18 protein-coding genes are annotated in these 25,171 nt (G+C 70.9%); 7 read left to right on the top strand and 11 right to left on the bottom strand.

The window, feature by feature from the left end:
* Positions 1-28: 28 nt before the first annotated feature.
* The 3 genes from NR792_RS16200 to NR792_RS16190 all read right to left on the bottom strand — a co-directional run bounded on the left by NR792_RS16200 (position 29) and on the right by NR792_RS16190 (position 4,203).
* Complete coding sequence (locus NR792_RS16200; protein ID WP_375760930.1) at positions 29-2,758, bottom strand: PQQ-dependent sugar dehydrogenase; 2,730 nt, start codon at positions 2,756-2,758, stop codon at positions 29-31.
* Positions 2,759-2,932: 174 nt separating this feature from the next.
* Positions 2,933-3,469: a hypothetical protein gene (locus NR792_RS16195; protein WP_375760929.1), complete on the bottom strand. Its 537-nt coding sequence runs from the start codon at positions 3,467-3,469 to the stop codon at positions 2,933-2,935.
* Positions 3,470-3,648: 179 nt separating this feature from the next.
* Complete coding sequence (locus tag NR792_RS16190; protein WP_375760928.1) at positions 3,649-4,203, bottom strand: hypothetical protein; 555 nt, start codon at positions 4,201-4,203, stop codon at positions 3,649-3,651.
* Between the two features lie 189 nt (positions 4,204-4,392).
* On the opposite strand from NR792_RS16190, the gene NR792_RS16185 reads away from it, so the two are divergent.
* On the top strand, positions 4,393-5,730 hold the full coding sequence (locus NR792_RS16185) for an alpha/beta hydrolase family protein (RefSeq protein WP_375760927.1): 1,338 nt from the start codon (positions 4,393-4,395) through the stop codon (positions 5,728-5,730).
* Positions 5,731-5,738: 8 nt separating this feature from the next.
* On the opposite strand, the gene NR792_RS16180 is transcribed toward NR792_RS16185, so the two are convergent.
* Positions 5,739-6,764: a prephenate dehydrogenase/arogenate dehydrogenase family protein gene (locus NR792_RS16180; protein ID WP_375760926.1), complete on the bottom strand. Its 1,026-nt coding sequence runs from the start codon at positions 6,762-6,764 to the stop codon at positions 5,739-5,741.
* 101 nt (positions 6,765-6,865) lie between these two features.
* Positions 6,866-7,426, bottom strand: a complete 561-nt coding sequence (locus NR792_RS16175) for a hypothetical protein (RefSeq protein WP_375760925.1) — start codon at positions 7,424-7,426, stop codon at positions 6,866-6,868.
* A 524-nt stretch (positions 7,427-7,950) separates the two neighbouring features.
* On the opposite strand from NR792_RS16175, the gene fusA reads away from it, so the two are divergent.
* Both fusA and NR792_RS16165 read left to right on the top strand, forming a co-directional pair.
* Positions 7,951-10,056, top strand: coding sequence for an elongation factor G (gene fusA / locus NR792_RS16170; RefSeq protein WP_375760924.1), 2,106 nt, complete (start codon positions 7,951-7,953; stop codon positions 10,054-10,056).
* A 123-nt stretch (positions 10,057-10,179) separates the two neighbouring features.
* Positions 10,180-11,442 (top strand): RNA polymerase sigma factor, encoded by a 1,263-nt coding sequence (locus NR792_RS16165; RefSeq protein ID WP_375760923.1) that lies wholly within the window; start codon positions 10,180-10,182, stop codon positions 11,440-11,442.
* Positions 11,443-11,517: 75 nt separating this feature from the next.
* On the opposite strand, the gene NR792_RS16160 is transcribed toward NR792_RS16165, so the two are convergent.
* The 4 genes from NR792_RS16160 to NR792_RS16145 form a co-directional block, all read right to left on the bottom strand.
* Positions 11,518-13,680 carry a DUF4082 domain-containing protein gene (locus tag NR792_RS16160; protein WP_375760922.1) on the bottom strand — a complete coding sequence of 721 codons (2,163 nt, stop codon included), beginning with the start codon at positions 13,678-13,680 and terminating at the stop codon, positions 11,518-11,520.
* 147 nt (positions 13,681-13,827) lie between these two features.
* Positions 13,828-14,496, bottom strand: coding sequence for an alpha/beta hydrolase (locus NR792_RS16155; protein ID WP_375760921.1), 669 nt, complete (start codon positions 14,494-14,496; stop codon positions 13,828-13,830).
* Between the two features lie 127 nt (positions 14,497-14,623).
* Positions 14,624-16,186, bottom strand: a complete 1,563-nt coding sequence (locus tag NR792_RS16150) for an HNH endonuclease (RefSeq protein ID WP_375760920.1) — start codon at positions 16,184-16,186, stop codon at positions 14,624-14,626.
* A gap of 106 nt (positions 16,187-16,292) precedes the next feature.
* Positions 16,293-16,817, bottom strand: coding sequence for a DUF2007 domain-containing protein (locus NR792_RS16145; protein WP_375760919.1), 525 nt, complete (start codon positions 16,815-16,817; stop codon positions 16,293-16,295).
* Between the two features lie 221 nt (positions 16,818-17,038).
* Here NR792_RS16145 and NR792_RS16140 point away from each other — a divergent pair, with 221 nt between their 5' ends.
* Positions 17,039-18,178 carry a glycosyltransferase family 4 protein gene (locus tag NR792_RS16140; RefSeq protein WP_375760918.1) on the top strand — a complete coding sequence of 380 codons (1,140 nt, stop codon included), beginning with the start codon at positions 17,039-17,041 and terminating at the stop codon, positions 18,176-18,178.
* A 20-nt stretch (positions 18,179-18,198) separates the two neighbouring features.
* Entirely contained in the window at positions 18,199-19,338 is a 1,140-nt protein-coding gene (locus tag NR792_RS16135; protein ID WP_375760917.1) for a glycosyltransferase family 4 protein, read from the top strand.
* A 485-nt stretch (positions 19,339-19,823) separates the two neighbouring features.
* Here the strand turns inward: NR792_RS16135 and NR792_RS16130 are convergent, their stop codons facing one another.
* A complete protein-coding gene (locus NR792_RS16130; RefSeq protein ID WP_375760916.1) occupies positions 19,824-21,059 on the bottom strand; it encodes a glycosyltransferase family 4 protein in 1,236 nt (411 codons plus the stop codon).
* Positions 21,060-21,353: 294 nt separating this feature from the next.
* Here NR792_RS16130 and NR792_RS16125 point away from each other — a divergent pair, with 294 nt between their 5' ends.
* On the top strand, positions 21,354-23,174 hold the full coding sequence (locus tag NR792_RS16125) for an aminopeptidase P family protein (protein ID WP_375760915.1): 1,821 nt from the start codon (positions 21,354-21,356) through the stop codon (positions 23,172-23,174).
* Between the two features lie 117 nt (positions 23,175-23,291).
* Complete coding sequence (locus tag NR792_RS16120) at positions 23,292-23,618, top strand: hypothetical protein (RefSeq protein WP_375760914.1); 327 nt, start codon at positions 23,292-23,294, stop codon at positions 23,616-23,618.
* Positions 23,619-23,631: 13 nt separating this feature from the next.
* Here NR792_RS16120 and NR792_RS16115 read toward each other — a convergent pair whose 3' ends face one another.
* Positions 23,632-24,765, bottom strand: a complete 1,134-nt coding sequence (locus tag NR792_RS16115) for a LytTR family transcriptional regulator DNA-binding domain-containing protein (protein ID WP_375760913.1) — start codon at positions 24,763-24,765, stop codon at positions 23,632-23,634.
* Positions 24,766-25,171 lie beyond the last annotated feature (406 nt).

Below are 25,171 nucleotides of genomic sequence, written 5' to 3'. Positions count from 1 at the left end.
GCCCTCCCGTTCGTGTTTCAGCGGCGGCTCATTCCTCGCGCGACCGCTTGCGCCGGGTGGCCAGCGCGACGAGCGCCAGCCACGCGAGCGGGGCCACGGGGGCCGCGCCGCAGCCGCAGCCGGAGTCGTCCTCGGGCGGAGGGAGGCTCGTGCCCGCGTCGGTGCCACCGGTCCCCGCGTCCGTGCCGGCGTCCGGCTCGCAGCTTCCGTCCCCGACGCAGACCGTCGCCGTGGCCTCGGCCGGGACCCCGTTCGTGTCCACCACCACGAAGCGCACCGTGTGCGGGCCCGGCGACAGGCCCGTGGTGTCCCAGCGGTTGTGCTCGCCACCGAAGTGGAAGTGGTTGTCGGAACGGACGTCCGTGTATTCCAGCGTGCCGTCCACGTAGAACTCGGCGCGGGTGCAGCCCATGTCGTCCACGCAGTCGCCGAAGAACTCCGCCGTGGCGCCGGACACGCGCTCGCCCTGGGTGGGACGGGTGAGGACGGCGCGCGGCGCCTCATCCGCCTTCGCGGTGATGCTGAAGGACTGCTCCGCGGCAGGCGACACGCCATTGGACGCCCGCACGCGCACGTCCACGGTGCCCGCCGCGGAAGGCGTCCAGGTGATGAGGCCGGTGGCCGCGTCGATGCTCATGCCCTGCGGCACCGTGCCCTCCAGCGAATAGCCAGGCACCGGACGGCCCTCCGCCTCCACGTCGTAGCGGTACGCGGCCCCCACCACCGCGGTGGTGACGGGCGTGGAGGAGATGGCGGGCGCCAGCGGTTCGTCGTCCGCCTCCACGGCCTCCAGCGTGCGCGCGTCCAGGCCCGGCATGGCGAGCGTGATGGTGGCCACGCCGTTCACGTTGTCCGCGTCCTGCGCGGCCTGGAGCGTGACGGTCCGCGGCGTGCTCCAGTTGGACACGGTGAACGTGAGCGTGCCCCCGGAGGCCACGGTGAGGTCCGCGTCTCCCTGGGTGGGGGCCACGGTGACGGTGACGGTCGACGAGGGCCGCCCGGACAGGGCCACGGTGAAGGGGGCGGTGCCGCCTTCGGGCACGGAGACCCGGGCGGTGGACAGCACCAGCCGGGGCGAGTTGTTGTCGATGGTGGTGGCCACCACCGCCTCGGCCTGCAGGCCCTCCGAGGCCACGGTGAAGGTGGCGGTGTCCGCGACCGCGTCCGCGTCCTCCGCCGCCTCGAGCACGATGACCCGCGGCGCGCTCCAGTTCTCTGGAGAGAAGGTGAGGGTGTCCCCGCTCAAGAGGCGCAGGTCCTCGGAGCCGCCCGTGGCGCGGGCAACGGTCACCGTCACGGCCGCGGCGGGCTCCTGGGCCAGCCGCACGGTGAAGGCCGCGCGGCCGCCCTCCATCAGGCGCAGGTGGAGCCCGGACACGACCAGCTTCTGGCCGGTGGCCGCGGGCGTCACGCGCCGCACGACGCCGGCGGTGTGTCCAAGCGTGTAGAGCGCGCCGTCCGGCCCCACGCTCAGGTCCACGTTGGAGGCGAAGCCCGTCCCCCACTCGTCCACCGTCGCCACCGAGTCATCCGCCGCCAGCGTGGCGCGCGTCAGCTGGCCGGAGTTGTAGTCACCGAAGAAGTAGTTGCCGCGGTACTCCGGCGGGAAGAGGGTCGCGTCGTAGAAGGTGCCGCCCGTGATGGAGCCGCCCAGCTTCTGCGTCGTCGCGGAGCCTCCGCCGCTGCTCGCATCCGGCAGGCCCGGCTGGGCCACCGTGAAGGTGGTGGTGCCCGCCGCGTTGTTGGCGCTGGCGACGTAGAAGGTGCCGTTGAAGCTCGTGTCCGTCACGCCCGCCAGGGTGAGCCGCTCTCCCTTGCGGAAGCCGTGGGCCGCCAGGGTGGTGAAGGTGGTGACGCCCCCGCTGCGCACCGCGCCGGTGGCGGTGAGGTTGCGCGTGTCCACGCCGTTGGTGTGGTACTTGATGACAGGGGTGATGTAGTCGTTGCCGGGGGCAATGGGCTGGTTGTTCTCGTAGTCGTCGTAGCCGGCGTGGCTGCGCCGGTTCACGACGAAGACCTGCTCGTAGGTGGTGCCCACGCCGTTGACCCACAGCCGGCCGTTGGTGGGCTGGAACGTGAGGGTGAACGGATTGCGCAGGCCGCTCGCCCAGATGTATTCGTTGTTGGGGCCCACGCCGTCGTTGTGCGGGTTGTCATTGGCGGGCGAGCCGTCCAGGTTGGCGCGGCTCACCTTGGCCGCCATCGACGTCAGGTCCGCGTCCACGCCGCTGCCGTTGCCCAGGTCGCCAATGGCCCAGTAGAGCTTGCCGTCCGGGCCGAAGCCCAGCCCGCCGCCGTCGTGGTTCTGGCCGTTCGTGGGCAGCCTCGTGACGAGCTCCGTGCGCGCGATGCCCGTGCCGTTGGAGTCCGTGTAGCGGACGATGCGCTGCTCGGTGGCGGAGACGGTGACGAAGAAGTAGACGTACCGGTTGACCACGTAGTTCGGGTCGAACGCGATGCCGATGAGCCCGCACTCGCTGTTGGTGTGGACCGAGGGCTCCGTGGCGAACGTGCGGGTCACCAGCGTGGAGGTGCCCGGCTGCGTCTCCAGCTCGCCGTCCTTCAGGGCCACCGTGCGCACGACGCCGTTCTTCAGTGTGATGAACAGTCGCCCCGAACCATCCGGTGCCCATGCCATGCCCGTCGCCGGGGTCAGCTGGTTGGACGAATAGCTCGTTTCCACGAAGCCGGGCACTTCAGCCCGGGCTGGCGAAGACGTCATCAGCAACAGCAGTGAGGCCATGAGGGGGGTACGCATGGCCCCGAACCTACCGCACCCCCAGTGGGGGCCGGACCCCAGGTGGAGGAATCCCTACCGCGTCCGTCCTCAGGCCCACGGCGAGCAGCTCCGGGTGGAAACGGGGAGGCGTGAGGAGAGCCCAGGCGCCTGCTCCCTTTCTCACCCGGAGTCCGTCGTGCTTCACGTCACGGGCTACAGCGTCTTGTTGCCGGAGACCACCGCGGTGAAGTTGCAGGGGATATCGCTGGCCAGCGTGGCGCAGGTGGACGGCTGCGCCGGGGTCCACGTGGTGGCGTTGAGCTTGATGGCCGCCTGCGCGCGCTGCCGGTAGACACCCGCCGCGTAGGGCGTGGCGTTCGCCGTCTGGCCGCCGAAGTCGGTGTTCGTCTCCGGGTAGCAACTGCGGCTGCCCGGCACCGCCGTCCAGGTGACCGTGCCCGTGCTGCTCACCGACCGCTTCTCCACGGTGGAGCAGACGTAGATGATGGGGTAGTCCTGCTCGCAATCCCAGACAGAGGCCTGCGCGCTGATGGGGCCCAGCACGTCATACGTGTAGGGCGTCGTCGCTTCGACCACGCACGTCGTGCCCGGGATGGCCTTCGTCACTTCGGACCGCACCTGCGCGACGTCGCTCCCGGCGGGGGCCGGCTCCGTGGGCTCCGGCGCGGGACCACAGGCGCTGAACGCAAGGGCCACCACGGCGAGGCTGCACGTCTTGAACTTGAACATGGGGGAGTGTCTCGGGGGGGAAATGAGGCTGACAGGCGCTGTCGCCGCTCACCGTTGAAAACCCATGCATCTCCATGGGTTCCAGGTAAGAAGAGACTAGCGCGTCAGCAAGGTAAATCCCCTCAAGCCTTGCCGTCCACCCACGCGGTGCGGGGGCGTGGGGTGCACGCCCCGTGAACTCACGGCTCGCGGGACGCCACGCTGGGCGCCGCGGTCATGGCCTGGCTGAGCTTCCGGGCGCCGTCCGAGAAGGCGCCTCGTGCGACCTCCTGCCCGGAGGTGCTCAGCACCTGGGCGAACACGCGGTCGAAGCCCTTCTTCAGGCCCATGGACTGGTGGGGTTCGCCCTTGGAGTCCGCGACCATGTAGAGCGACGTGTCCAGCTCCGGGGGAGGCGCTTCGCCCTTCTCACGGAACAGGTCCTTCATGGCGGTGAGCGACTCGTTGTGGCTCTTGCGGAGCTCCCCACGCGCCATGCCCTTGAAGAGGCCCGGGACGTCGCGCAGGTCCACGTGGATGACGACGATGGGCTTCTTCTCACGCACCGAATAGAGGAACTGGGAAGCATGCTGGCGCAGCTCCTCCCGCGTGCCCTTGTTGGCGTACAGCACCAGGGTGGGGCGGCCCTGCCCGATGGGCACCTCCTTGCCGAACACGTCCTTGAGCTCAGCGGCGGCGGCCGGGAGCGCTCCCAGCAATCCAAGCAGGCAGGTCAGCAGTGCGGTCTTCTTCATGCAGAGGCTCCAGTCGTTGATCAAGCGCATTGGGTCCACCAACAGCGCCATGTCACCCATGAATCCCCCGGCGTGAATTCAGTGCGTGTTTGTGACGGACGAAAATGAGGGACCAGGGAGCCGGGTGACAGAAGGGCCGCCCCCCGGTGTTCGACCCGCCAGCATCCACTTCGCTGGAGGTCACAGACCATGGGCATCTCATTGGATCGTCGCTCCCTCATCCAGGCCAGCCTGGGCTTGACCGGGGGGCTCGCGCTCCTCCGGGGCTCCACGGCCAGCGCGGCGGGACGGCCGCCCACGACCTCCACCGCCGCCGAGGAGCCCCGGCCCTGGTGGGAGCTGGGGCTGATGGCGGACCCCATCATGGAGAGCCAGCTCCTGCACTTCCTGGCCGCGACCTACAGCGCCCAGGCGGACATCAGCGAGGTGCTGGACACCGCGACCCGCATCGTCGCGGGGGATGACTGGAGCTGGCCCAACGAGTGGGTCCGCACCGCCGACCGCATCCGCGCCATGGGCGACACGAGCCTGTCCCGCCGCCATCCCATCAGCGCGGGCAATGCCTACCTGCGCGCCGCCAACTACTACCGCGCCGCGCTCATCCACCACCCCGAACCCACCCACCCCAGCGTGGTCGCCACCGGGCGCAAGGCGGTGGATGCCTACAACAAGGCGCTCCCGCTGCTGAAGCTTCCGGGCACGCCCGTGCGCATCCCGTATGAAGGCACCACGCTGCCCGGCTACTTCTTCCGCGCCCCGAGCGCCCGGAGCATCGCGCCGCTGCTCATCTTCCAGCAGGGCCGCGACGCGTGGCCGGAGGAGTCCAAGTACGTCATCGACGCGGCGCTCGCGCGGGGCTACCACTGCCTCATCGTGCACGCGCCCGGCCAGGGCATGGCCATCCGCGAGCAGGGGCTGCCCTTCCGCCATGACTGGGAGCAGGTCATCCGGCCGGTGGTGGACTTCGCGCTGTGCATCGCGGGCGTGGACTCGCGGCGCATCGCGCTCCTGGGATGGAGCATGGGCGGCGCCCTGGTGCCGCGCGCCGCCGCGTTCGAGCGGCGCATCAAGATCCTCATCCCCAACCCCGGCGTCCTCGACTGGGGCGCGGCGTCCTTCGAGCAGTTCAACAGCTACTTCCCGGAGGTGATGCCGCTGCTGGACAGCGACCCCCAGGCCTTCGACGCGGCCATGGCCCAGCTGATGGAGCAGGTGTTCCTGTACCGCTGGTACATGAAGGACGCGATGTCCAAGCACGGCGTCAGCACGCCGTCGGCCCTGCTCTTCGAGCTGCGCCGGTACGACAACACGCCCGTCGTCCACCGCATCCGCTGCCGCACGCTGGTGATGGACGGCACCGGCGAGGCGTTCTCGCAGGGCCAGGCCCGGCTGCTCTTCGACGCGCTGGAGTGCCCGAAGGACTACATGCTCTTCACCGCTGGGGACACGGGGCTCTTGCACTGCCAGGAGGGCGCGCAGGCCGTCGCCAACCACCGGATGTTCGACTGGCTGGACGAGTACCTCTAGCGCCCCGGTCAGCGCAGGCCGCTGCCCAGCACGGCGCGGAAGACGGCCTCCACCTCCTGTGCATCCGCGCCCAGCTCCCGGGCCCACGCGCGGCGCACGGCGAGCAGCGCCTCCGTGCGCGCGGGCTCGTTCCCGGACGCCTGCGCGCGGCGCTGACGTCGGGCCAGCTCCTCGCGGCGGGCGAGCAGCTCCACCAGCTCGCGGTCGAGCGCATCGAGGTGCTCGCGCGGCTCCCGGGGCGCCGGGACCGCGGGCTCCAGTCCGGGCACGGCGACGCCCGAGGCCTTGGGCTCCTCCACGGAGGGAGCGGCTTGCAGGTCCCGGTGGATGCCCTGGAGCGCCGCGAGCAGCCGCCCGCGCGCCTCCGTCGCGAAGGGGTTCTCCTGCTGGATGGCGTTGAAGAGGTGGCCCGCGTCCGCGCGCACGGTCTCGATGGTGCGCGACAGCGCCTTGAAGCTGGCCGGCGCGAAGGGCACGTCCGCCGCCGCGCCGGAGTCCACCATCCCCTTGGCCACGAAGAACGTGAGGGCGTGCGTGCGCGCCATCACCTGGTCATGGCCCTCCGGCGTCTGCTCAATCACCTCGCAGCCCAGCGCCTCGTAGAAGCGCCGGGCGCGCGGGGCCGCTGCCGGATGCAGCGGGTTGGGGCAGAGCACGACGCGCATGGGGCGCTCGGCCATCGCCAGGCTCAAGGGACCGAAGAGGGGATGCGTGCCCACCCACGGCACCTCCGTGCCCAGCACCTCCGTCAGCGCCTCCACGGGCTTCACCTTCACGCTGCCCACGTCCAGCACCAGGTGCTCCGGCCGCAGGTGGGGCTTGAGGGCGCGCAGCACGTCCCGCATCTGGGGCACCGGCACCGCCACCACCACCCGCTCCGCGCCCTCCAGCAGCTCCGGCACCGAGCGCGCGCGAAGCGGCTCCGGGATGTCCGCCACCGGGTCCAGGGCGCGGTGCTCCACGCCCACCGCCTCCAGCAGCGTTCCCAGCGCGCGTCCAAAACGTCCGTATCCGACGAGGGCGACATGCGGCATGCGCCGGAGTCTACGCGGGCCCGCGGCGGATGGACGACCGCCGGGTCCCTCGTGAAGAGGGGCCCGGCGGGGGAGGACCTGCTGGAGTGGCAGGCCGGGGACTACCGCTTGAAGAGCATCTGCTCCGTGAGGCAGGAGTCGGTCTTCTCAGGGACGACGAAGAAGGGCTGCTGGCGGCTCAGGCCCTGGGTGGTGCCCAGCCAGCCGTCGCCAATCTGCCCGGCGCCGTCGTACACCAGCGCCAGCCAGTCATGCTGTGACGCGGGGAAGAGGTCCACGCTGTCGGAGTCGCGGTTGAAGTTGTACGCGAAGGACGCGGCCTGGATGGCGCCGCTGCCGTTGATGTCCAGGTTCGCGCTCGCGGTGCCGGCGCGCTGCGCGCCGTTGATGCGCACGCCGATGTGGGCCAGGTCCGCTTCCGTGGTGGGGGCGATGGGCGCGAAGGCGGAGACCTCGTTGACGGACGCCTCGCTGACGGACGCGACGCGCACACGCGAGTAGTCCAGCACGCCGTCCGTGCCGTAGGTGTTGGCGAACAGGGCGTAGTGGAAGAAGGGCGCCCGGCGCGACGCGAAGTACTTGCTCTTGATGGTATCGACGCCCACCCAACCGGTGTCCAGGTTGGAGATGGCGTCCGCGGCGGCGATCTGCGAGTCCAGCACCAGGTGCAGCGCGATGCCCGTGGAGCCGTTGGGGGTGGCGAAGAGCGCGCATAGGCTTCCCCCTCGGAGGAGTCAGGGGCTGGCTTCTGGCGCCAACCGCCACTGGTACGGCGCGCGCGGGGGATATTCTTTTCCGGGATTTGCTTCCGGGCGTGAAACACGCGGGTTCCCGCCAGGTTGACAGTCGCGGTTGTCTGTCTTACTTCTATTGCGTCATGAGGCCCGTCTCCTTCCATGCCCTGCCGACCCTGAGCGCCTTCGCGCCGGCGGCGGACGTGCGCCTCGCCCCCCGTCACGAGGTTCTGCTCGATATTTGAGCAGGCGGACCGGACCCCTCCGGTGCGCGCCGTGGCTGGTTGCCCGCGTGCCGTGAGCCCCGTCTCCGCCCGAAAAGTCCCCGCGGTGCCCTCGTGCGTCCTCGCGCGCCCTGGGCCCGCCGCGGGCTGATTCCTCTCATCCAACCGGCGTCTCAATCCAATACACACCCGCGGGCCTCGCTGCCCGGACGGGAACGGGAGTCTTCCATGCCTCGCACCACGCGCATCGAGCGGTACCGCAACATCGGCATCATGGCCCACATCGACGCGGGCAAGACGACGCTCACCGAGCGCGTCCTCTTCTTCACCGGCCGCATCCACTCCACGGGAGAGGTGCACACGGGCTCCACGGAGATGGACTGGATGGAGCAGGAGAAGAAGCGCGGCATCACCATCACGTCCGCGGCGACGACGGCCTTCTGGCAGCCGCGCCGCGGGCGGGAGGCGGGCGTGCCCCACCGCATCAACATCCTGGACACGCCGGGCCACGTGGACTTCACCATCGAGGTGGAGCGCTCGCTGCGCGTGCTGGACGGCGCGGTGGCGGTGTTCGACGCCAGCCAGGGCGTGGAGCCGCAGTCGGAGACGGTGTGGCGTCAGGCGGACCGCTATGGCGTGCCGCGCATCGCGTTCATCAACAAGATGGACAAGGTGGGCGCGGACTTCGCCGCGAGCGTGCAGTCCATGGTGGACCGGCTGGGCGTGCGCCCGGTGGCCGTGCAGTGGCCCGTGGGCGACGGCGCGGACTTCCAGGGGCTCGTGGACCTGGTGCGCATGCGGATGGTGCGCTTCCAGGGCGACGACGGCCACTTCGACGACGACGCGCCCGTGCCGCCGGAACTGGTGGAGGCGGTGCTGCCGTACCGCATGCGCCTCATTGAGGTCTGCGCGGACGTGGACGAGGGCGTGCTGGAGAAGTTCGTGGACGGGCGGGTGGAGGACATCACCGTGGAGGACCTGGAGCGCGCGCTGCGCGCGGGCACCCTCGCGCGGACCCTGGTGCCGGTGCTGTGCGGGTCGGCCTTCAAGAAGAAGGGAGTGCAGATGCTCTTGGATGCGGTCGTCAGCTACCTGCCGTCCCCCGCGGACGTGGCCGTGGTGGAGGGCTTTGCGCCCGTCACCGGCGAGCGCGTCAGCCGTCCCGTGTCGGACTCGGGTCCTCCCAGCGCCCTGGCGTTCAAGCTGATGAGCGACAAGGCCGTGGGCGGCATCGTGTTCCTGCGGGTGTACTCCGGCACGCTGCGCGCGGGCACCGTCCTGCTCAACCCCGTCACCGGACGCAGGGAGCGGGTGGGGCGCCTGATGTTCATGCACGCCAACCGCCGCGAGGAGGTGGCGGAGGTGCACGCGGGCGACCTGTGCGCGGCGCTGGGGCTCAAGGGCGTGCGCACGGGCGACACGCTGTGCGACCCGGAGGCGCCGGTGGTGCTGGAGGCGTTGAACGTGATGGAGCCCGTGGTGCAGCTCGCCGTGGAGGCGCGCTCCCCCGCGGAGCTTCCGAAGCTGGAGGAGGGCCTGCAACGGCTGGCGGCGGAGGACCCGTCGCTGCGCCTGGGCGTGGACCCGGAGAGCGGCCAGGTGCTGCTGTCCGGCATGGGTGAGCTGCACCTGGAGGTGGTCGTGGACCGGTTGAGGACGGAGTTCGGCGTGGAGGCGCGCGTGGGACAGCCGAAGGTGGCGTACCGCGACACGCTGCGGGGTGCGGTGCGCCAGGAGTACCGCCACGTCCGCCAGTCCGGCGGGCCCGGACAGTACGCGCGCGTGGTGCTGGACGTGGGGCCGGCGCCGCGAGGGGCGGGGCTCGTCTTCGTGGACGCCACGAAGGGCGGCACCATCCCCCGCGAGCTGGTGCCCGCCATCGAGAAGGGCGTGGCCGGCGCCATGGCCAGGGGCGTGCGGGAGGGCGTGCCGCTGGTGGACGTGGAGGTGCGGCTGGTGGATGGGGACACGCACGTGAAGGACAGCACGCCGCAGGCGTTCGCGGTGGCGGGCTCGCTGGCGCTCCAGGAGGCCGCCCGGCGCGTGGGCGTGCAGGGGCTGGAGCCGGTGATGGAGGTGGAGGTGGTGACGCCGGAGGAGTTCCTGGGCGACGTGCTGGGCGACCTGGCGTCGCGGCGGGGACGGGTGCTGGGGATGGAGGCGAAGGGGACGGCGCGGTGCGTGTCCGCGCGTGTGCCCATGGCGCGCCTGTTCGGCTACGTGACGGCGCTGCGCGGCCGCACGCAGGGACGCGCCCAGGTCAGCATGCGCCTGGGGACGTACGAGCCGGTGCCGGAGTCCGCCAGCGCCTCCCACGCCGAGGCGCGGGCGTGAGGTGACGGCCCCGGGCTTCTTCCGACAGGGGGAGGCCCGGGGCCGTGTCGTTGTGCGGGAAATCGCACCCCCGTGTCGATTTCCGGGGCGCCCATTCGACGTGCATTTGATTGAGTTCGCGCCGTGACGGCTTCCAAGGCGCAGGCCGCGGTGCACGCGGTGTGGAGAATCGAGTCCGCCCGGCTCATCGCCGGGCTTGCGCGCATGGTGCGCGACGTGGGGCAGGCGGAGGAGCTGGCGCAGGACGCGCTGGTGGCGGCGTTGGAGAAGTGGCCGGTGTCGGGTGTGCCGCAGAACCCGGGCGCGTGGCTCATGGCCACGGCGAAGCGCCGCGCCATCGACGAGATGCGCCGGCACAAGCTGCTCGCGCGCAAGCACGAGGAGCTGGGGCACGGACTGGAGGAGGCGGAGGTGCCAGACCTGGACGCGGCCCTGGACGACGACGTCGGCGACGACCTGCTGCGCCTCATCTTCACGTCCTGCCACCCGGTGCTGTCCCCGGAGGCGCGCGTGGCGCTCACGCTGCGGCTGTTGGGCGGCCTGACGACGGATGAGATTGCTCGCGCGTTCCTGGTGCCGGAGCCCACGGTGGCCCAGCGCATCGTGCGGGCCAAGCGGACGCTGGCGGAGAAGGGCGTCCCCTTCGAGGTCCCCCGGGGCGAGGAGCTGGCGGCGCGGCTCGCGTCGGTGCTGGAGGTCATCTACCTCATCTTCAACGAGGGCTACGCCGCCACCGCGGGCGACGGCTGGATGCGCCCGGAGCTCTGCCAGGACGCGCTGCGCCTGGGCCGCATCCTCGCGGAGCTGGCGCCCGGGGAGCCGGAGGTGCACGGGCTGGTGGCGCTGATGGAGATTCAAGCCTCGCGGGCCCGGGCGCGGGTGGGGCCCTCGGGCGAGCCCGTGCTGCTCTTGGAGCAGAACCGCGCGCTGTGGGATCAGCTCCTCATCCGCCGGGGGCTCGCGGCGCTGGAGCGCGCGGAGAAGGCGGGCACGGCGGGGCCGTACGTGTTGCAGGCCTCCATCGCCGCGTGCCACGCACGGGCGCGCACGCCGGAGGAGACGGACTGGCCGCGCATCGCGGCGCTCTACACGGTGCTCGCGCGCCTCACGCCGTCGCCGGTGGTGGAGCTCAACCGCGCCGTCGCCCTGTCCATGGCGTTTGGCCCCGCGGTGGGATTGGAGCTGGTGGATCAACTCGTGGCCGAGCCGTCGCTCAAGCACTACCACCTGCTGCCGGCCGTGCGCGGCGACCTGCTCCAGAAGCTGGGGCGCCTGAAGGAGGCCCGGGCGGAGTTCGAACGGGCGGCGTCGCTCACGCGCAACGCGAAGGAGCAGGCGCTGCTGCGCTCGCGTGCCGCCGCGTGCGCGGGCGAGCGGCCGTCGTAGGACGCCGCGACACCCAGGAGCAGGGGAGCGGCGGGCATCCGTGAAGCATGCCCGCCCTCCCTTTGCGTCACGCGCTCAGGGGAGCGGCGACAGCTCCAGGTTGTCGAAGTTCGTGTCCCAGCCGTTGGACGTCTTCACGGTGAGAACCGAGCAGGGCGTCTGCCAGGTCGGCACCAGATGCGTAATCTCACCCGCCGTCAGGGGGAAGGTGATGGCGGGCTGATCAAGGCAGCTCAGCGTGACCGTGGCGCCGGTGTCCCACGTGAAGGCATCCAGGCCCAGGACGCGGCGCTGGCCCAGGAAGGACAGGTTGGCCTGGGTGAGGCCGCCGCCGTTGAACGAAATGCTCTTCGTGTCGAACCCGCCCCAGGGCGACGCGATGTACCAGCGGTTGAGGCCGAACTGGACGGGGCCATGCGTGCCGTTGAAGGTCTCGTCCTGGCCGGGGAAGGTGTCGAAGGTGACGAGGTTGGTGGACGGGCCCACGGGGATGGGCAGCGCGTGGGTGTTGTTGCCGGGCACGAAGTCCGCCTGCGTGGCGGAGATGGTGGCCTGGCTGGTGAACGTCCCGGTGCCGAAGGGGATGGCCTCCACGTGGATGGTGAAGCTCGCGCCCGGCGGCAGGGTGGGGGCGCCGCACTGCAGGTCGCTGAAGAACCCGCAGTGGCTGCCGCTCATGCCCGGCGCGTTCGCGGAGTAGAAGAAGTAGTTCAAGCCCGCGGGGATCGGGACGTCGAGCACGACGTCGGTGGCGGTCGCCGGGCCATTGTTCGTCACGGTGATGTCGTAGAGGAGCAGGTCACCGTTGGCGCCCGTGCCGGCGGGGAACGACTGGGTCACGGCCAGGTCCACCGTCGCGGGACCGCCAGGCTCCGAGGGGACGAACGTCACGTCCACCCAGAAGTTGGTGTTGAGCCACGCCTCCGTGGGGAACGCGCTGCCGTTGAGGTTGCGCACGCCGTTGCCGCCCGCCTCCAGGGTGGAGGGCGCGTGCAGCGGGGGCATGTCCACGCCCGCGGTGCTGAAGTAGTTCGTGGTGATGGCGTAGCGCCCGCCCGTGGCGAAGTACGACACGACGTAGGTCGTGTTCGCGGTCAGGCTCACCGGCGTGGGGAAGGACAGCTCACGCCAGCCGAAGCCCGTCTCCGCGGGCGTCGTCTCCGTGGTGGCCAGCAGCGTGCCGGTGGCGCTCCACAGGTGGCCCACGTGCGGGCCGTTGTCGGTGCTGCCCTTGTAGTAACGGACCTTGGTCACCGTGCCCGCCACGTCGGTGCGGAACTTCACGCCGACCTCCGTGGGGGTGGTGTCGGCGTTCTCGAACTGCGGGTCGCCCGTCACGCTGTTCCACAGGCTGCAGGGGTTGCAGGCCATGTTCGGGAGCGTGGTGCCGAGGACGATCGTGGAGGACGGGCTGATGTTGCCGGCGGCGTCACGGCCGCGCACGGCGTAGTTGTACCCGGTGGAGGGCGTCAGGCCGGTGTCGCGGTAGCGCGTGGTGGTGCCGGGCAGCTCCGCGATGAGCTCATTGTTCCGGTACACTAGGTGCCAGCGGGCGTTGCCCTGCGTCTCGCCGCTGCCGTCCACGGACGCGTACCAGGTCAGGTCGATGGCGGTGGGCGAGTTGGGCACGGCGGCGAAGTTGGTGGGCGCGCGCGGGGGCGTGGTGTCGTTGGGCTGGAAGGCCACGTCCACCCAGTAGTTGCTCGCGTTGAACGAGTTCGTCGGGAAGCCGCTGGTGCTGCCATAGCGGTAGAGGCCGTTGCTGGTGGCCTCGGCGTGCAGGGGCGGCGCGTCCAGCGCGGAGGCGAAGCCGTTGCTCGTCACCGCGTAGTGCCCGGCGGGCGCGTAATACGAGACGACGTAGTTCGTGTCGGCCGCGATGGTGACCGGCGTGGTGAAGCGCGCCTCCTGCCAGCCGGAGGCCGTCTCGTTCTGGAAGGTGACGGTGGCCAGCAGCGAACCGGACGCCGTCCACAGGCTGCCGGTGTGCGTGCCCGTGTTGCCCGCGCCCTTGTAGAAGCGCACGCCCATGATCCGCCCCGGCGCGTCGCTGCGGAAGCGCACCCCCAGCTCCACCGCGCCGCTGTCGTCCGTGGCCGTCACGGCCGGGAGCGCGGTGGTGCCCAGGAGCGAACGCTCACCGGCCAGCAGCGGCTGCGCGGCCTCCGTGGTCTCCGGTGTCTCCGGAGTGGCCGGCTCCGCGGGAGCACAGCCCGCCTGAATCCAGGTGATACCCAATACGAACGTCGTGACCCATCGTGATGCACGTCGAAGCACGTCGAACTCCCTTGTCTGTGAAACGCGACGGTGGCTTCTCATGCTGTCAACCTGAAATTCAAGTGTTTCATGGATGGTTGACATTTCTCGCAGTGCTGCCGCCAGGGCTCAGGGGGCTCGGGACAATTCCGCCAGGAGTTGAAACAGTGCTGCCTGTTCGGCGGGAAGGGCCAGCAGCCACGTGTGGCCCTGGCCGAGAACCTCGTGCAAGTCCAACCTCAGCCCGGCCGCACGCCAGGACTCAAGCGCCGTCCGCCACAGAGGCGCGCTGCCATCCGTCTCGCCGATGAACGACAGGATGGGCACCCGCGCGTGCGCGGAGGTCTGGGGCGGGGTGTGTTCATCGCCGCGAGACAGGCGGGGAGCACCCGCGACCAGCACCAACGCCCGGAAGGCCGCAGGGCGCGCCGCCCACAGTTCGAGCGCCATCTGCGCGCCCGCGCTGAAGCCCAGCAGCACCGGCCGGTCGGCATCCACTCCGGGGACACGCGCCACCTCCGGCAGCGTTCCGAGCATCATCCGGTTGGCGTCCGTGCCATTCCATCCTTCCGCGTGCTCGCGGGGGAGCGTCAGCAGCGCGAAGCCCTGAGCAGCGAATGCATCGGCCAGGGGCTCCACCAGCGTCAGGCCATCCGTGCCCGTCGGATGCAGCCACACCACCAGGCGGTGCGGGTGTTCCGGCGTGGCTTGTCCGGAGACGAAGAGGCGGTAGGGCAGGCCGTTCGCGGGAGCGCCTGTCCGCATCGGGGTGGCCGTCTCCACGAGTGTGCGGGACACGGGGCTTGTGGAGACGCACGCGGTGGCCAGTGCCACGGCCAGGAGGGCGGCCAGGGAAACGCTACAGGGCTTCATCCCGGGCAGGCTGCCATGCCGGGCGCCTTGATGGACATCCTGGCCTCGTGAACTACTCGTATGCGGAGGCAGCGATGAATCGCCTCAGCAGTTGCAGCTTTTGCTCTTGCGGCAATTCAGGAGCGTGTTCGGACTCGGGGGTATACGAACCCTTGATCGTAACGACATCTCCGGGCTGGCAAGTGACCTCGAGCTGTTCACCGGTCTTGAGGAGTCGATCTCGCAACACGACCCGGCCGTTGATCTTCAAAAACTCGATACGAGTGGTTTCCGCTTCGAGTTCCGCGATGATCATCCGCTTGCTGGTCGCGGGGACTGTGAAGTGCTCCTCGCAAACAGCCCCAGGGCTGGCAGTGAAAAGCTCGCCAGCATAGGAGACCTGGGAGCTTTCATTGGCGAAGAACACATGCGGGCAGCTGCCGCAGGCCCAGTATCGATTGATCTTGTAGGTGCGTCCTGGGTCGAAGGCATGAATAGGCTGCTGGAGGAGCCCGTTCTCCGTCATAAGGGTCACGCTCTTCGGTTGGAGCTCTGGGCCAATGAGGCGGAGCGCGTCATTCGAGGAGAGTGGCTCACAGGAAACCTCGTCGAACCCGATTCCATCCCTGGTGACGGTTGAACGCCAGAGCGTGCCTCCCCCGCCATCGAAGGGCGGAAGCAGACACGCAATGGGGATGATGACACTGTCACCAGGCTCCAGGACCGGCCAAGGGGGCAGCAGCGTTGTGTCAACACCGGATTGGCTCTTCCAGGGGCGGTAGTTCCACCCGGGAGACACGACCCTGCTGACTTCCAGCCCGATAAGCCGGACCGCGGTGGAGTGGGTGTTGATGATGGAGAGGAAGACCGCCTTGCTCTGCCGGCAAGTCGCTGACTCCTGGTAACCGAGGCTCTCCCATTCCTCGGTGCCCAGCCCACAGCCTCCTTGCCTGCGGACCCAAGATGGACTGACAAGTTCATTGCTTGGGTAACCTGCGGAAAGCAACGCGAAGAGCAGCGGGTTCTGCTTTTGCGCGAGGTCCAAAAGCTCTCTGTCGGGAATGTGCCGTTGTGCAATCACTCCGCCTGACAGAGGAGCCTGGGTGACATCAATCGCCGTTTCAGGATGCAGTCGTTTGAAGTCTTCGGGGTCGCTGTAGTAGCCGACGTCGAGGTAGCCGCTTGCTTGGGGAAGTGCATCCAGGAAGCTTCCGATGGGGCCCGTCCAAAGGTGGGAACGGCCCGCGCCGACGGATGGAAGCAACTGCAGTTCTCCTTGGAGGACTGCTTGGAAGGCTTCATCCGAGCGGCAGGTCAGGTAGACAGCACGGACCACATCTTCAGTGGGTGACTCGATTCGTTGATCGCGTACCTGCTGATGCCACTTCTCCCGGTGGAGCCGCAGTTCGGATGGAGAGAACTTCGTTCCTCTCGGGTGTGAATCGTTGTAGTGGCCTGCTGCCGCATGGCAGTCGAAGCAAAGAGCGATCGCATTGTCGAGGGTGTTGGGCCCTCCTTGTGCCTCAGGGACGATGTGGTGCACTTCGATTCCGACGCCACCATAGCGGTGACAGACGCAGCAACGGCGCGCGGCGGCAACAAGAGCACTGTCACGAACGCTTCTCGGGAAGCCCATGGTTGCTCCTGGGGCGTGTGACTGAATACGTATCCCACTGCCGCCTGGATGGTGTTCGACCCCGCAGGAGCCTTTCTGATGCCGAACAAACGTCAGGTGGGCACGCTCAGCCCAGCAGTGCGCCCAGGAGGTTCGCCAGGATGAGCAGGAGGAGCGGCCCGAACATGAAGAGGAGGATCAGCCACGCGACGACCTTGCGCTTCCGGCCGCGCTGAATCTCGGCGCCCGAGCCCTTGCGCTCGGCGCAGTCCTCGCAGAGGCCGGTGCTCACCCCGTCGCAGCTCGAGCACAGGAAGTTGCCGCACCGCTCACAGGTCCGAGTGGCGCGCTGACCATGCAGCGCGCAGTGCGCCTCCTCGGAGTCCTCGTCCGGCGTCCCGGTGGCGACGGCTACCGGCGATTCTTCCCGCGCCGTGCTCTTGAGCAGCTCCCTCGCGTGCTCCAGCTCCCCGGCCGGGACCAGCACCCGCAGCTCGATGAAGGCCCCCGCCACGCCGAGCATCGAGCGGTGCTGCTCGCCCTGGACGATGCACGGGATGTCGTCGGCCTCGAGCAGGGCCCGCACGAGCAAGGCCTCGGATTCGTCGCCGCAGGTGGTGAGCAGCTGGAAGTCGTGATCGGGGATTCCCAAGCAGGGGCTCCGGTAGGGGCCCCCCTCGGGGGCTTGTAGGCGTTGGAGGCACACGAGTCTCCGGCACGACAGAGGGCACGTGCAAACGGGCTGGCTTCCCTCGGAGGAGGGGCGTGCCTTCACGCGCCGCGAAGGACCTTCCACTGGCTGACATCCGCCAGGCCGTGGGCGGCCCGCGGGGGGTTGTGGGCCGGGGGCGCGTGCCTAGCTTGCCCGCGTCCATGACGAACGAACTGCACCCGACGGCGCGGCCTACGCGCGTGGCTCACGTGATGTATGGCCTGGAGATGGGCGGACTCGAACAGCTGGTGGTCCGGCTGTCCCAGCATGGCCGCGAGCGGGGCATCGAATCCGTGGTGCTGGCCCTGGGGCCGGACGGTCCGGTGCGCGAGCTGCTCCAGCGCGTCAACGTCCCCACGGTGTGGCTGGGAGGCCTCGCGGGCATGACGCCCACGGCCATCCGCCGGCTGGCCCAGGAAGTGGACGCCTTTGGCGCCGACGTGGTCCACGGCCACGACGTGGGGCCCTGGCTCAACGCCGTCGCCACCCGGACGCTGCGTCCGCGCACGCCCGTGCTGGGCACCTTCCACCAGACGGTCGAGCCGCAGGGCAAGCTGCGCCCCGCCGCCATGGCCGCCGCGATGTTCACCCAGTCCCTGGTCGCGTGCGGCAGTGAAGTGCGCGCCAGCCTGGAGCGCTGGAGCCCCAAGCTGCTGTCGAACGTGGTCACCATCGAGAACGGCGTGCCGCTGGAGGTCGCCACGGGCGAGGAGGCCCGCCGGGCCGCGCGCGAGCGCCTGGGCCTTCCGCAGGACGCCACCGTGGTGGGCTACCTGGGCCGCCTCTCCGAGGAGAAGGGCCCGGACCTGCTGGTGGACGCCTTCCTGCGCCAATTCGCGGACGCGAAGGACACGCACCTGGTGATGATTGGCCCCGGCCCGATGGAGGCCACGCTGCGCGCTCGCGCCGCCGCGTCCCCGCTGGCCGGACGGGTGCACTTCACGGGCGCGCTGCTGGAGGCGAGCAAGCTCCTTCCCGCGTTCGACGTCTACGTGCAGCCGTCCCGCCGTGAGGGCCGCTCGCTGTCGCTGCTGGAGGCGATGGCGGTGGGCCTGCCCACGGTGTCGCACGCCATCCCGGCCATCCGCGAGGTGCACAGCGATGGCCAGACGGCGCTCCTGGTTCCGTCCGGAGACGTGGATGCGCTCGCTGGCGCGGTGAAGCGCCTGGCCCACGACCCGGAGCTGCGCTCGCGCCTGGGTGAGGCCGCGAAGCGCGAGGTGCAGCGCTACTCGCTGTCCACGATGGTGGACACGTACGCGAAGCTCTACCGGGGTGCCGCGGCTCGCGCCCAGGCGTGAGCGGCACGGGAGAACGACGGGTGCCGCACTCCACCATCCTCCATGTGCGCAGCACCTGCGGCCTGTACGGCGCGGAGCGGGCGTTGCTGTCGCTGGCCGCGTCGACGCCGTCGCCGTGGCGGGCGCAGGTGTGCAGCCTCGTGTCGCCCGGACGGGTGGACGTGCTCTCGGGCGCGGCGCGGGAACAGGGGTTGGACGCGCTGACGCTGGAGGTGCCCGGCCGCTTCAGCGCGATGTCCGTGGCCACGCTCGCCTCGGAGGTCCGCCGCCGGGGCGTGGGGCTGCTGCACGCGCATGACTACAAGTCGCTCACGCTGGGCGCCGCCGCGAGCGCGCTCGCCGGAGTGCCGCTGGTGGCCACGTACCACGGGGACACCGGCGCCACGCCCGCGCTGATTGCCTATGAAGGGCTGGCGCGCGTGCTGGGCAACTGCACGAGCGCGGTGGCCGCGGTGTCGCGCGAGCTGACCGCGCGCCTGCGCCGCTACGTCCACCGCTCGCCGGTGGTCTACATCCCCAACGCGCTGCCGCTCGCGGAAGCGTGCACGGAGGAGGAGCGCCTCCAGGCCCGCGAGGCCCTGGGGCTCGCGCCGGAGGGGGCCGTCATCGCGCTGGTGGGACGCCTGTCGGTGGAGAAGGGCCCGCAGGTGCTCCTGGACGCGATGCAGCGCCTGGCCCGGACGCCGGGCGCCACGGTGCCCACGCTGCTGCTGGTGGGCGATGGCCCGCTGCGCGAGTCGCTGGAGGCGCAGGCGCGGGGCCTGCCGGTGCGCTTCCTGGGTTTCCGCTCGGAGGTGCGCAGCGTGTACGCCGCGGCGGACGCGGTGGTGATGCCGTCCCTGCGGGAAGGCATGCCGCTGGTCGCGCTGGAGGCGATGGCGCTGGGCCGGCCGCTGGTGGCGTCCGGAGTCGGCGAGCTGCCCCACGTGCTGGGCACGGGGCGCGGGCTCGTGGTGCCGCCGGGAGACGCGGGCACGCTGGCCTCGGCGCTCGCGGGGCTGCTGGCGGCTCCAGGTTGGAGGACGCGGATGGCCCAGGCCGCCCGCGAGTACGTCGTGGCCCACCACGCGCCGGAGCGGATGGCGAGTCGGTACATCGAATCGCTCTACCTGCCCGCCCTGGTGGACCTGCCTCACGCCCAGGCCGCCGCCGCCGGGTAGGGCAACGCCGGGCCCTCGCGCCTGGCGTTCTTCCGCATGGGCTGAGCCCGCAGTAGGGGTGCCCACCGCACCATGCAGAGAGGCTCAGGCGGCTCCCGCCCCAGCGGCGATGGCCCCAGGCGCCCAGACCGGCCTGCGGTCCGCCTTCCGCCCGATGGGCCCAACCGGTCCGACAGTCGGACAGGCTTCCGCCGCGCTCGTCCAAACTGGTCCGACAGTCGGACCAGTTCGTGCGCCGCTCGTCCAGGCCAGTCCGGCTGTCGGACAGGTTCGTGCGCCGCTCGTCCAGGCCAGTCCGGCTGTCGGACAGGTTCGTGCGCCGCTCGTACAGACCGCCCTGCTGGTCGGACAGGCCTCTGCCGCACGCGTCCAAACTGGTCCGACAGTCGGACAGGTTTGTGCGCCGCGCGGGTGGCGGTGCGTCGCCGCGGTCATGCCCGGAGGCATGGGGCGTGCAGTGGCCCCCCACCGCACGGCGGGAATACTCAGGCGGCCTGTGTCCCCGTGGGCTTCTGCCCGGTGGCCGAGGCGTTCAGGTAGAGCTCGCCCAGGCCCGCCCCGATGCCGTCCCACGCGAAGGCCTCCGCCATGCGGCGGGCGTTGTCCGCGAGCTTCTTGCAGAGGTCCGGATCATTCCGCAGCCGGCGCAGCGCGGCGGCGAACTCCTGCGGGGACTCCGCGAGGAGCACGTGCTGTCCCTCCACCACCGGCAAGCCCTCCACCGCGAGGCGCGTGGCCACCACGGGCACGCCCGCCGCCGCGGCCTCCAGCACCTTGAGGCGCGTCCCGCTGCCCGCGCGCAGCGGGATGGCCGTGGCCAGCGCGCGCGCCAGGTACGGCGCCACCGACGGCACCGAGCCCGTCACCACCAGCCGCTCGTTCTCCAGCGCGCGCACGGACGCGGGCGGACTGCGGCCCACCACCATGAGCTTGCTGGTCGCCAGGTCCGCCGACACCAGCGGCCACACCTCGCGCGCCAGCAGCAGCACCGCGTCCTCGTTGGGCCACCAGTCCATGGAGCCCACGAAGACCAGGTCGTCGCCCGTGCCCTCGCGGGGCGCGAAGTCCGGCAGCTTCACGCCGTTGGGCACCACGTGCACCCGCTTCGCCCCCAGCGAGCGCAGCTGCTGCGCGTCCACGTCCGAGCACGCCAGCACGGTGTCCGCCTGGCTCACGCACTCGCGCTCCAGCCGCTCCACCCGCTTGAACTGCCAGTTCAGGAACGCCCGCAGCGGCGGAGAGCTCAGCGGCGCCATGCGCGCGAGCAGCTGGCTCTCCACGTTGTGCTCGTCGATGACCATGTGCGCGGCCGGGTTGAGCTGCCGCGCCAGCGGCAACAGCTGCGCCATGTGCAGGTGGTCGAAGTGGATGATGTCGAAGGGGCCGCGCTCCGCCAGCACCCGGCGCAAGGCGTCCTGCAGGCCCTGGCGCGCGAAGCGGACGTAGGTGAGCGGCGTGCCCCGCAGGAAGGCCCGCGTGCTGTTCAGCGTCTCCCCGGGCGCCACGCGCGGCAGGTCCACCAGGTGCAGCCGGGAGGCCGGCACGCCCAGCTCTCCCAGCCAGCGCTTGAAGCCCTCGGCGTCGTTGCCCGCCCGGTGCACCGCGAACACGTCGAGCTCGAAGCGCGAGGCAAGGGCACGCACCAGCTCGAGCGTGCGCAGGGTGCCGCCCGTATCCGAAGGCAGCGGAACGTAGGGAAGGATGGCCAGAACGCGTCGCACGGTGGAAGACCAGACCTGCTCAGGAGACGGGTGGACCTGGGCCGCGTGCTCCTCACCACGGCCAACGGCTTGGTAAGCACCTGCGCGCATGAGGCCCAGGGGCCAGCGGCGCTTTTCCACCAATGGACAACAGATCGCGGATCCACGACGCAACGGGATGCCGCACCGCGTCTTCCGAGCGACAGCGGGATTCCCGGGAGTCTTGACCCGGGTGGCACCCGGTGTGCGAGGGCCTCGAAAAGGCGCGCTGTTTGCGGCATGAGGACGCGGGCAGCGCAACGGACGGAGGAAGCCATGGGCCTTGGACAGACGCAGGGGGCCGCGGCGCGCGAGCGAATCGCGCGGCTGCGGCAGGTGATGCGGGAGCGCGGTGTGGCGGCGGTCTGGGTGCCGACGAGCGACCCGCACCTGTCCACCTACCTGCCGGGCCGCTGGAAGGGGCGGGAGTGGGCGTCTGGCTTCACCGGCTCCCTGGCCACGCTGGTGGTGACGGCGGACTTCGCGGGCCTGTGGGTGGACAGCCGCTACTGGGATCAAGCGGACGCGCAGCTGAAGGGCAGCGGCATCGCGACGGTGCGCACGACGAACGCGCCCGGGCAGTCGCCCCTGGACTGGCTGGCCGCGAACGTGCCGCAGGGGCAGGCGGTGGCGGTGGACGGGGCGGTGCTGGGGCTGGGCCAGGCGCGCTCGGCGGCCACGCAGCTGTCGGCGGCGGGGGTGGTGCTGCGCACGGACCTGGACGTGGTGGCGGAGGCCTGGGCGGACCGGCCCCCCCTGCCCGCCGCGCCCGTGTACGCGCACGCGCTGTCACCGGTGTCACGCACCGACAAGCTGCGGGCCGTGCGCGCGGAGATGGGCGTGCTGGGCGCGACGCACCACTTCATCTCCACCCTGGATGACGTCGCGTGGCTGACGAACCTGCGCGGCGCGGACGTGGACTACATCCCGGTGTTCCTGGCGCACCTGCTGGTGGAGCCCGGCGGGGCCCGCCTGTTCATTGGCGCGGGCAAGGTGCCGGACGCGCTGCGCGCCGAGCTTCAGGCGGACGGCATCACCCTCCACCCCTACGACGAGGCACCCCGCGCGCTGGGAGCGCTGCCGGAAGGGACGCGGCTGCTCGTGGACCCCCGGCGCATCACCCACGGGCTGCGGCAGGCGGTGGGCAAGGGCGTGACCGTGGTGGAGGGGCTCAACCCGTCCACGGTGGCCAAGTCGCGCAAGACGGACGCGGAGCTGGCGCACTTCCGCAACGCGATGGAGCAGGACGGGGCCGCGCTGTGCGCGTTCTTCGCCTGGTTCGAGTCCGCCCTGGGCCGCGAGCCCATCACCGAGCTGACCGTCGACGAGCGCCTCTCCGCGGAGCGGGCCCGGCGTCCGGGCTTCGTGTCGCTCAGCTTCTCCACCATCGCCGCGTTCAACGCGAACGCCGCGATGCCGCACTACCGCGCGACGCAGGCCTCGCACGCGACGGTGTGCCTGCCGGGGCAGAAGCCGCAGGGCCTGCTGCTCATCGACTCCGGCGGGCAGTACACGTCCGGCACCACGGACATCACCCGCGTGGTGCCCGTGGGCGAGCCCACGTCGGAGCAGCGGCGCGACTTCACCTTGGTGCTGCGCGGGATGATCAACCTGTCCCGGGCCCGCTTCCCCCGGGGCACCCGCTCCCCGAACCTGGACGCGCTGGCGCGGGCGCCGCTGTGGGCGGAGGGGCTGGACTACGGCCACGGCACGGGCCACGGCGTGGGCTTCTTCCTCAACGTCCATGAAGGGCCGCACGGCGTCTCCCCGACGATGCCCAACGACCTCACCACGGCGCTGGAGCCGGGGATGATCACCTCCAACGAGCCCGGCCTCTACCGCCCGGGCCGCTGGGGCATCCGCATCGAGAACCTCATCGCCGCGGTGCCCGACAAGAAGACGGAGTTCGGCGACTTCCTGCGCTTCGAGACGCTGAGCCTCTGCCCCATCGACACGCGGCTGGTGGACCCGGCCCTGCTGTCGCGGGAGGAGACGGACTGGCTCAATGCCTATCACGCCACCGTGCGCGAGCGGCTCCAGCCCCACCTCCAGGGCGCGGCGCGCGACTGGCTGCTCCAGCGCACCCGGCCCGTCTGAAGCCGCACTGCTCGCGACCCAACGAAAGGCAGACGCGGCGCTGGACGTGCCATCCTGGAGGTGTCCATGCTGGGCCGAGCGGGGGGCCGGCCCTGCATGTGATTGGAAGGACCTCCCATGCGACTGTCCCGAATGCTGCTCCTCCTGCTGGGGGTCCTCCCCTTCCTGGCCTGTGAAAGCAGTGGCGGCGTGGGGGAGACCTGTGGCGAGGACGGCTGTGACTCCGGCTTCTCCTGCCGCAGGGACTTCCCCGGCACCTTCTGCGCGCAGGACTGCACCGCGGAAGGGGAGGGCGGCGGCTGCCCGGGCGACACGCTGTGCACGCGCCAGCTCGACGTGCTGATGTGCTCGCGCGTCTGTGATTCCCAGGCCGACTGCCGGGAGGGCTACGCCTGCAACGGCGTCAGCAACACGGACCGCAAGGCCTGCCAGGTCAAGCTGTAGGCCCCGGCCGCCCTCACGGGCTCAGCCGCTCCCGGAAGCGCTGGGACTGGCGGCGGGACATCTCCACCTCCCGGCCTCCCCGGAGCCGGGCGACGAGTGTGCCGCCCGGACCCGGCTCCAACGCCTCCACGAAGTGGAGGTTGATGAGGTGCTGGCGGCTCGCGCGGAAGAAGCGCGCCGGGTCCAGCCGCTCCTCCAGGTGGTTGAGCGAGCGGGCCAGGAGCGGCTCCGCGTCTGGCAGGTGCAGCCGGGCGTAGTTGCCCTCGGAGCTGAAGAGCGGCACCTGCGACAGGGTCACCAGCCAGCAGCGCTCGCCGTCCCGCACGAACACGCGCTCCAGGGGCGCCGCCGGCGCGCCCGCCGCGCGCTGCGCACGTCCCCGCTGCCGTACGCGCTCCAGCGCCTCCGCGAGCCGCGCGGGCTCGATGGGCTTGAGCAGGTAGTCGAGCGCATTCACCTGGAAGGCCCTCAGCGCGTGGGTGTCATACGCGGTGGTGAAGACCACGTCCGGCGCCAACCGGAGGGACGCGCCAGTGCCGCAGAGCAGCCGCAGGCGCTCCGTGGCATTGCGAAGCCCCACGCCCCCCGAGTCCACCGTCCCCGCCGCGCCCGCGACCGGACTCCCCGGCGTGTTGGCGACCTCCAGGCACAGCGCCCGGTCCTCGATGCGTGCCTTCACCGACACCTCGCCACCGCGGGGCGCGGGCGCGATGCCGTGCTTGATGGCGTTCTCCACCCGCGTCTGGACCAGCATCGCGGGCACGGGAACGCCCAGCGCGTCGGGCGCCACGTCCATGCGGACGCGCAGCCGCTCCTCCAGGCGGATGGCCTCCAGGCCCAGGTAGTCATCCACCACCTGGAGCTCCCGCCGCGGCGTCACCGTCTCCGGCCCCCGCGCTCCCAGCGCGTAGCGCAGCAGCCCCGACAGGCGCGTCACCACCTCCTGCGCGCGGATGGGATCCTCCACGATGAGGCCCCGCGGGCCGTTGAGGCAGTTGAACTGGAGCAGGCCCAGGACGAGCCCCGCCGCCAGCACGCGCGCGGCCAGCCGTGGCAATGGCAGACGGGTCCAGGCGTGGAGCCGCAGCGCCCGGCGCGCCACGTGCGTGAGCCCCAGCCCCATCGCACCGGCGATGAGCCAGCCCATGGCCTGCGGGCCGTGAGCCCCCGACGGGCTGTCCCGCGAACCCCGCGAGCGTGAAGACGTGGCAGTCATACCGGGACTGGTAGTGCGCCACCGTCGCGTCCCAGACCTCGCCAGACGACGACAGCCCGGGGATGAGCCGCAGCGGCCGGCCCTGGCCCGAGCGCTGGACGCGGAACGGCGTGGGCGCTGACGCTTGAGCGGCCGTCGCGCCGCCGCCGGGGGACGCCGTCGCACAGCCAGGCAGCAGGGGAAGGGTACAGAGGGCGAGCAGGATGCGGCGCATTGATGGACTCCGCGAAGGACCGCCGGTCGGGCGGTGCGTGACGCGAAGAAGGCTAGGGGTCCGTCGGATTGGGTCCGCGCCTTTGTGATGAGCGGCGCGGCGGGAAGATGAGCGGTCACGACG

It is taken from the genome of Corallococcus exercitus, from assembly GCF_042231735.1.
Classification (GTDB): domain Bacteria; phylum Myxococcota; class Myxococcia; order Myxococcales; family Myxococcaceae; genus Corallococcus; species Corallococcus exercitus_B.
The sequence above is the reverse complement of the archived record's forward strand: the minus strand, read 5'-3'. Positions and strand labels throughout refer to the sequence as shown.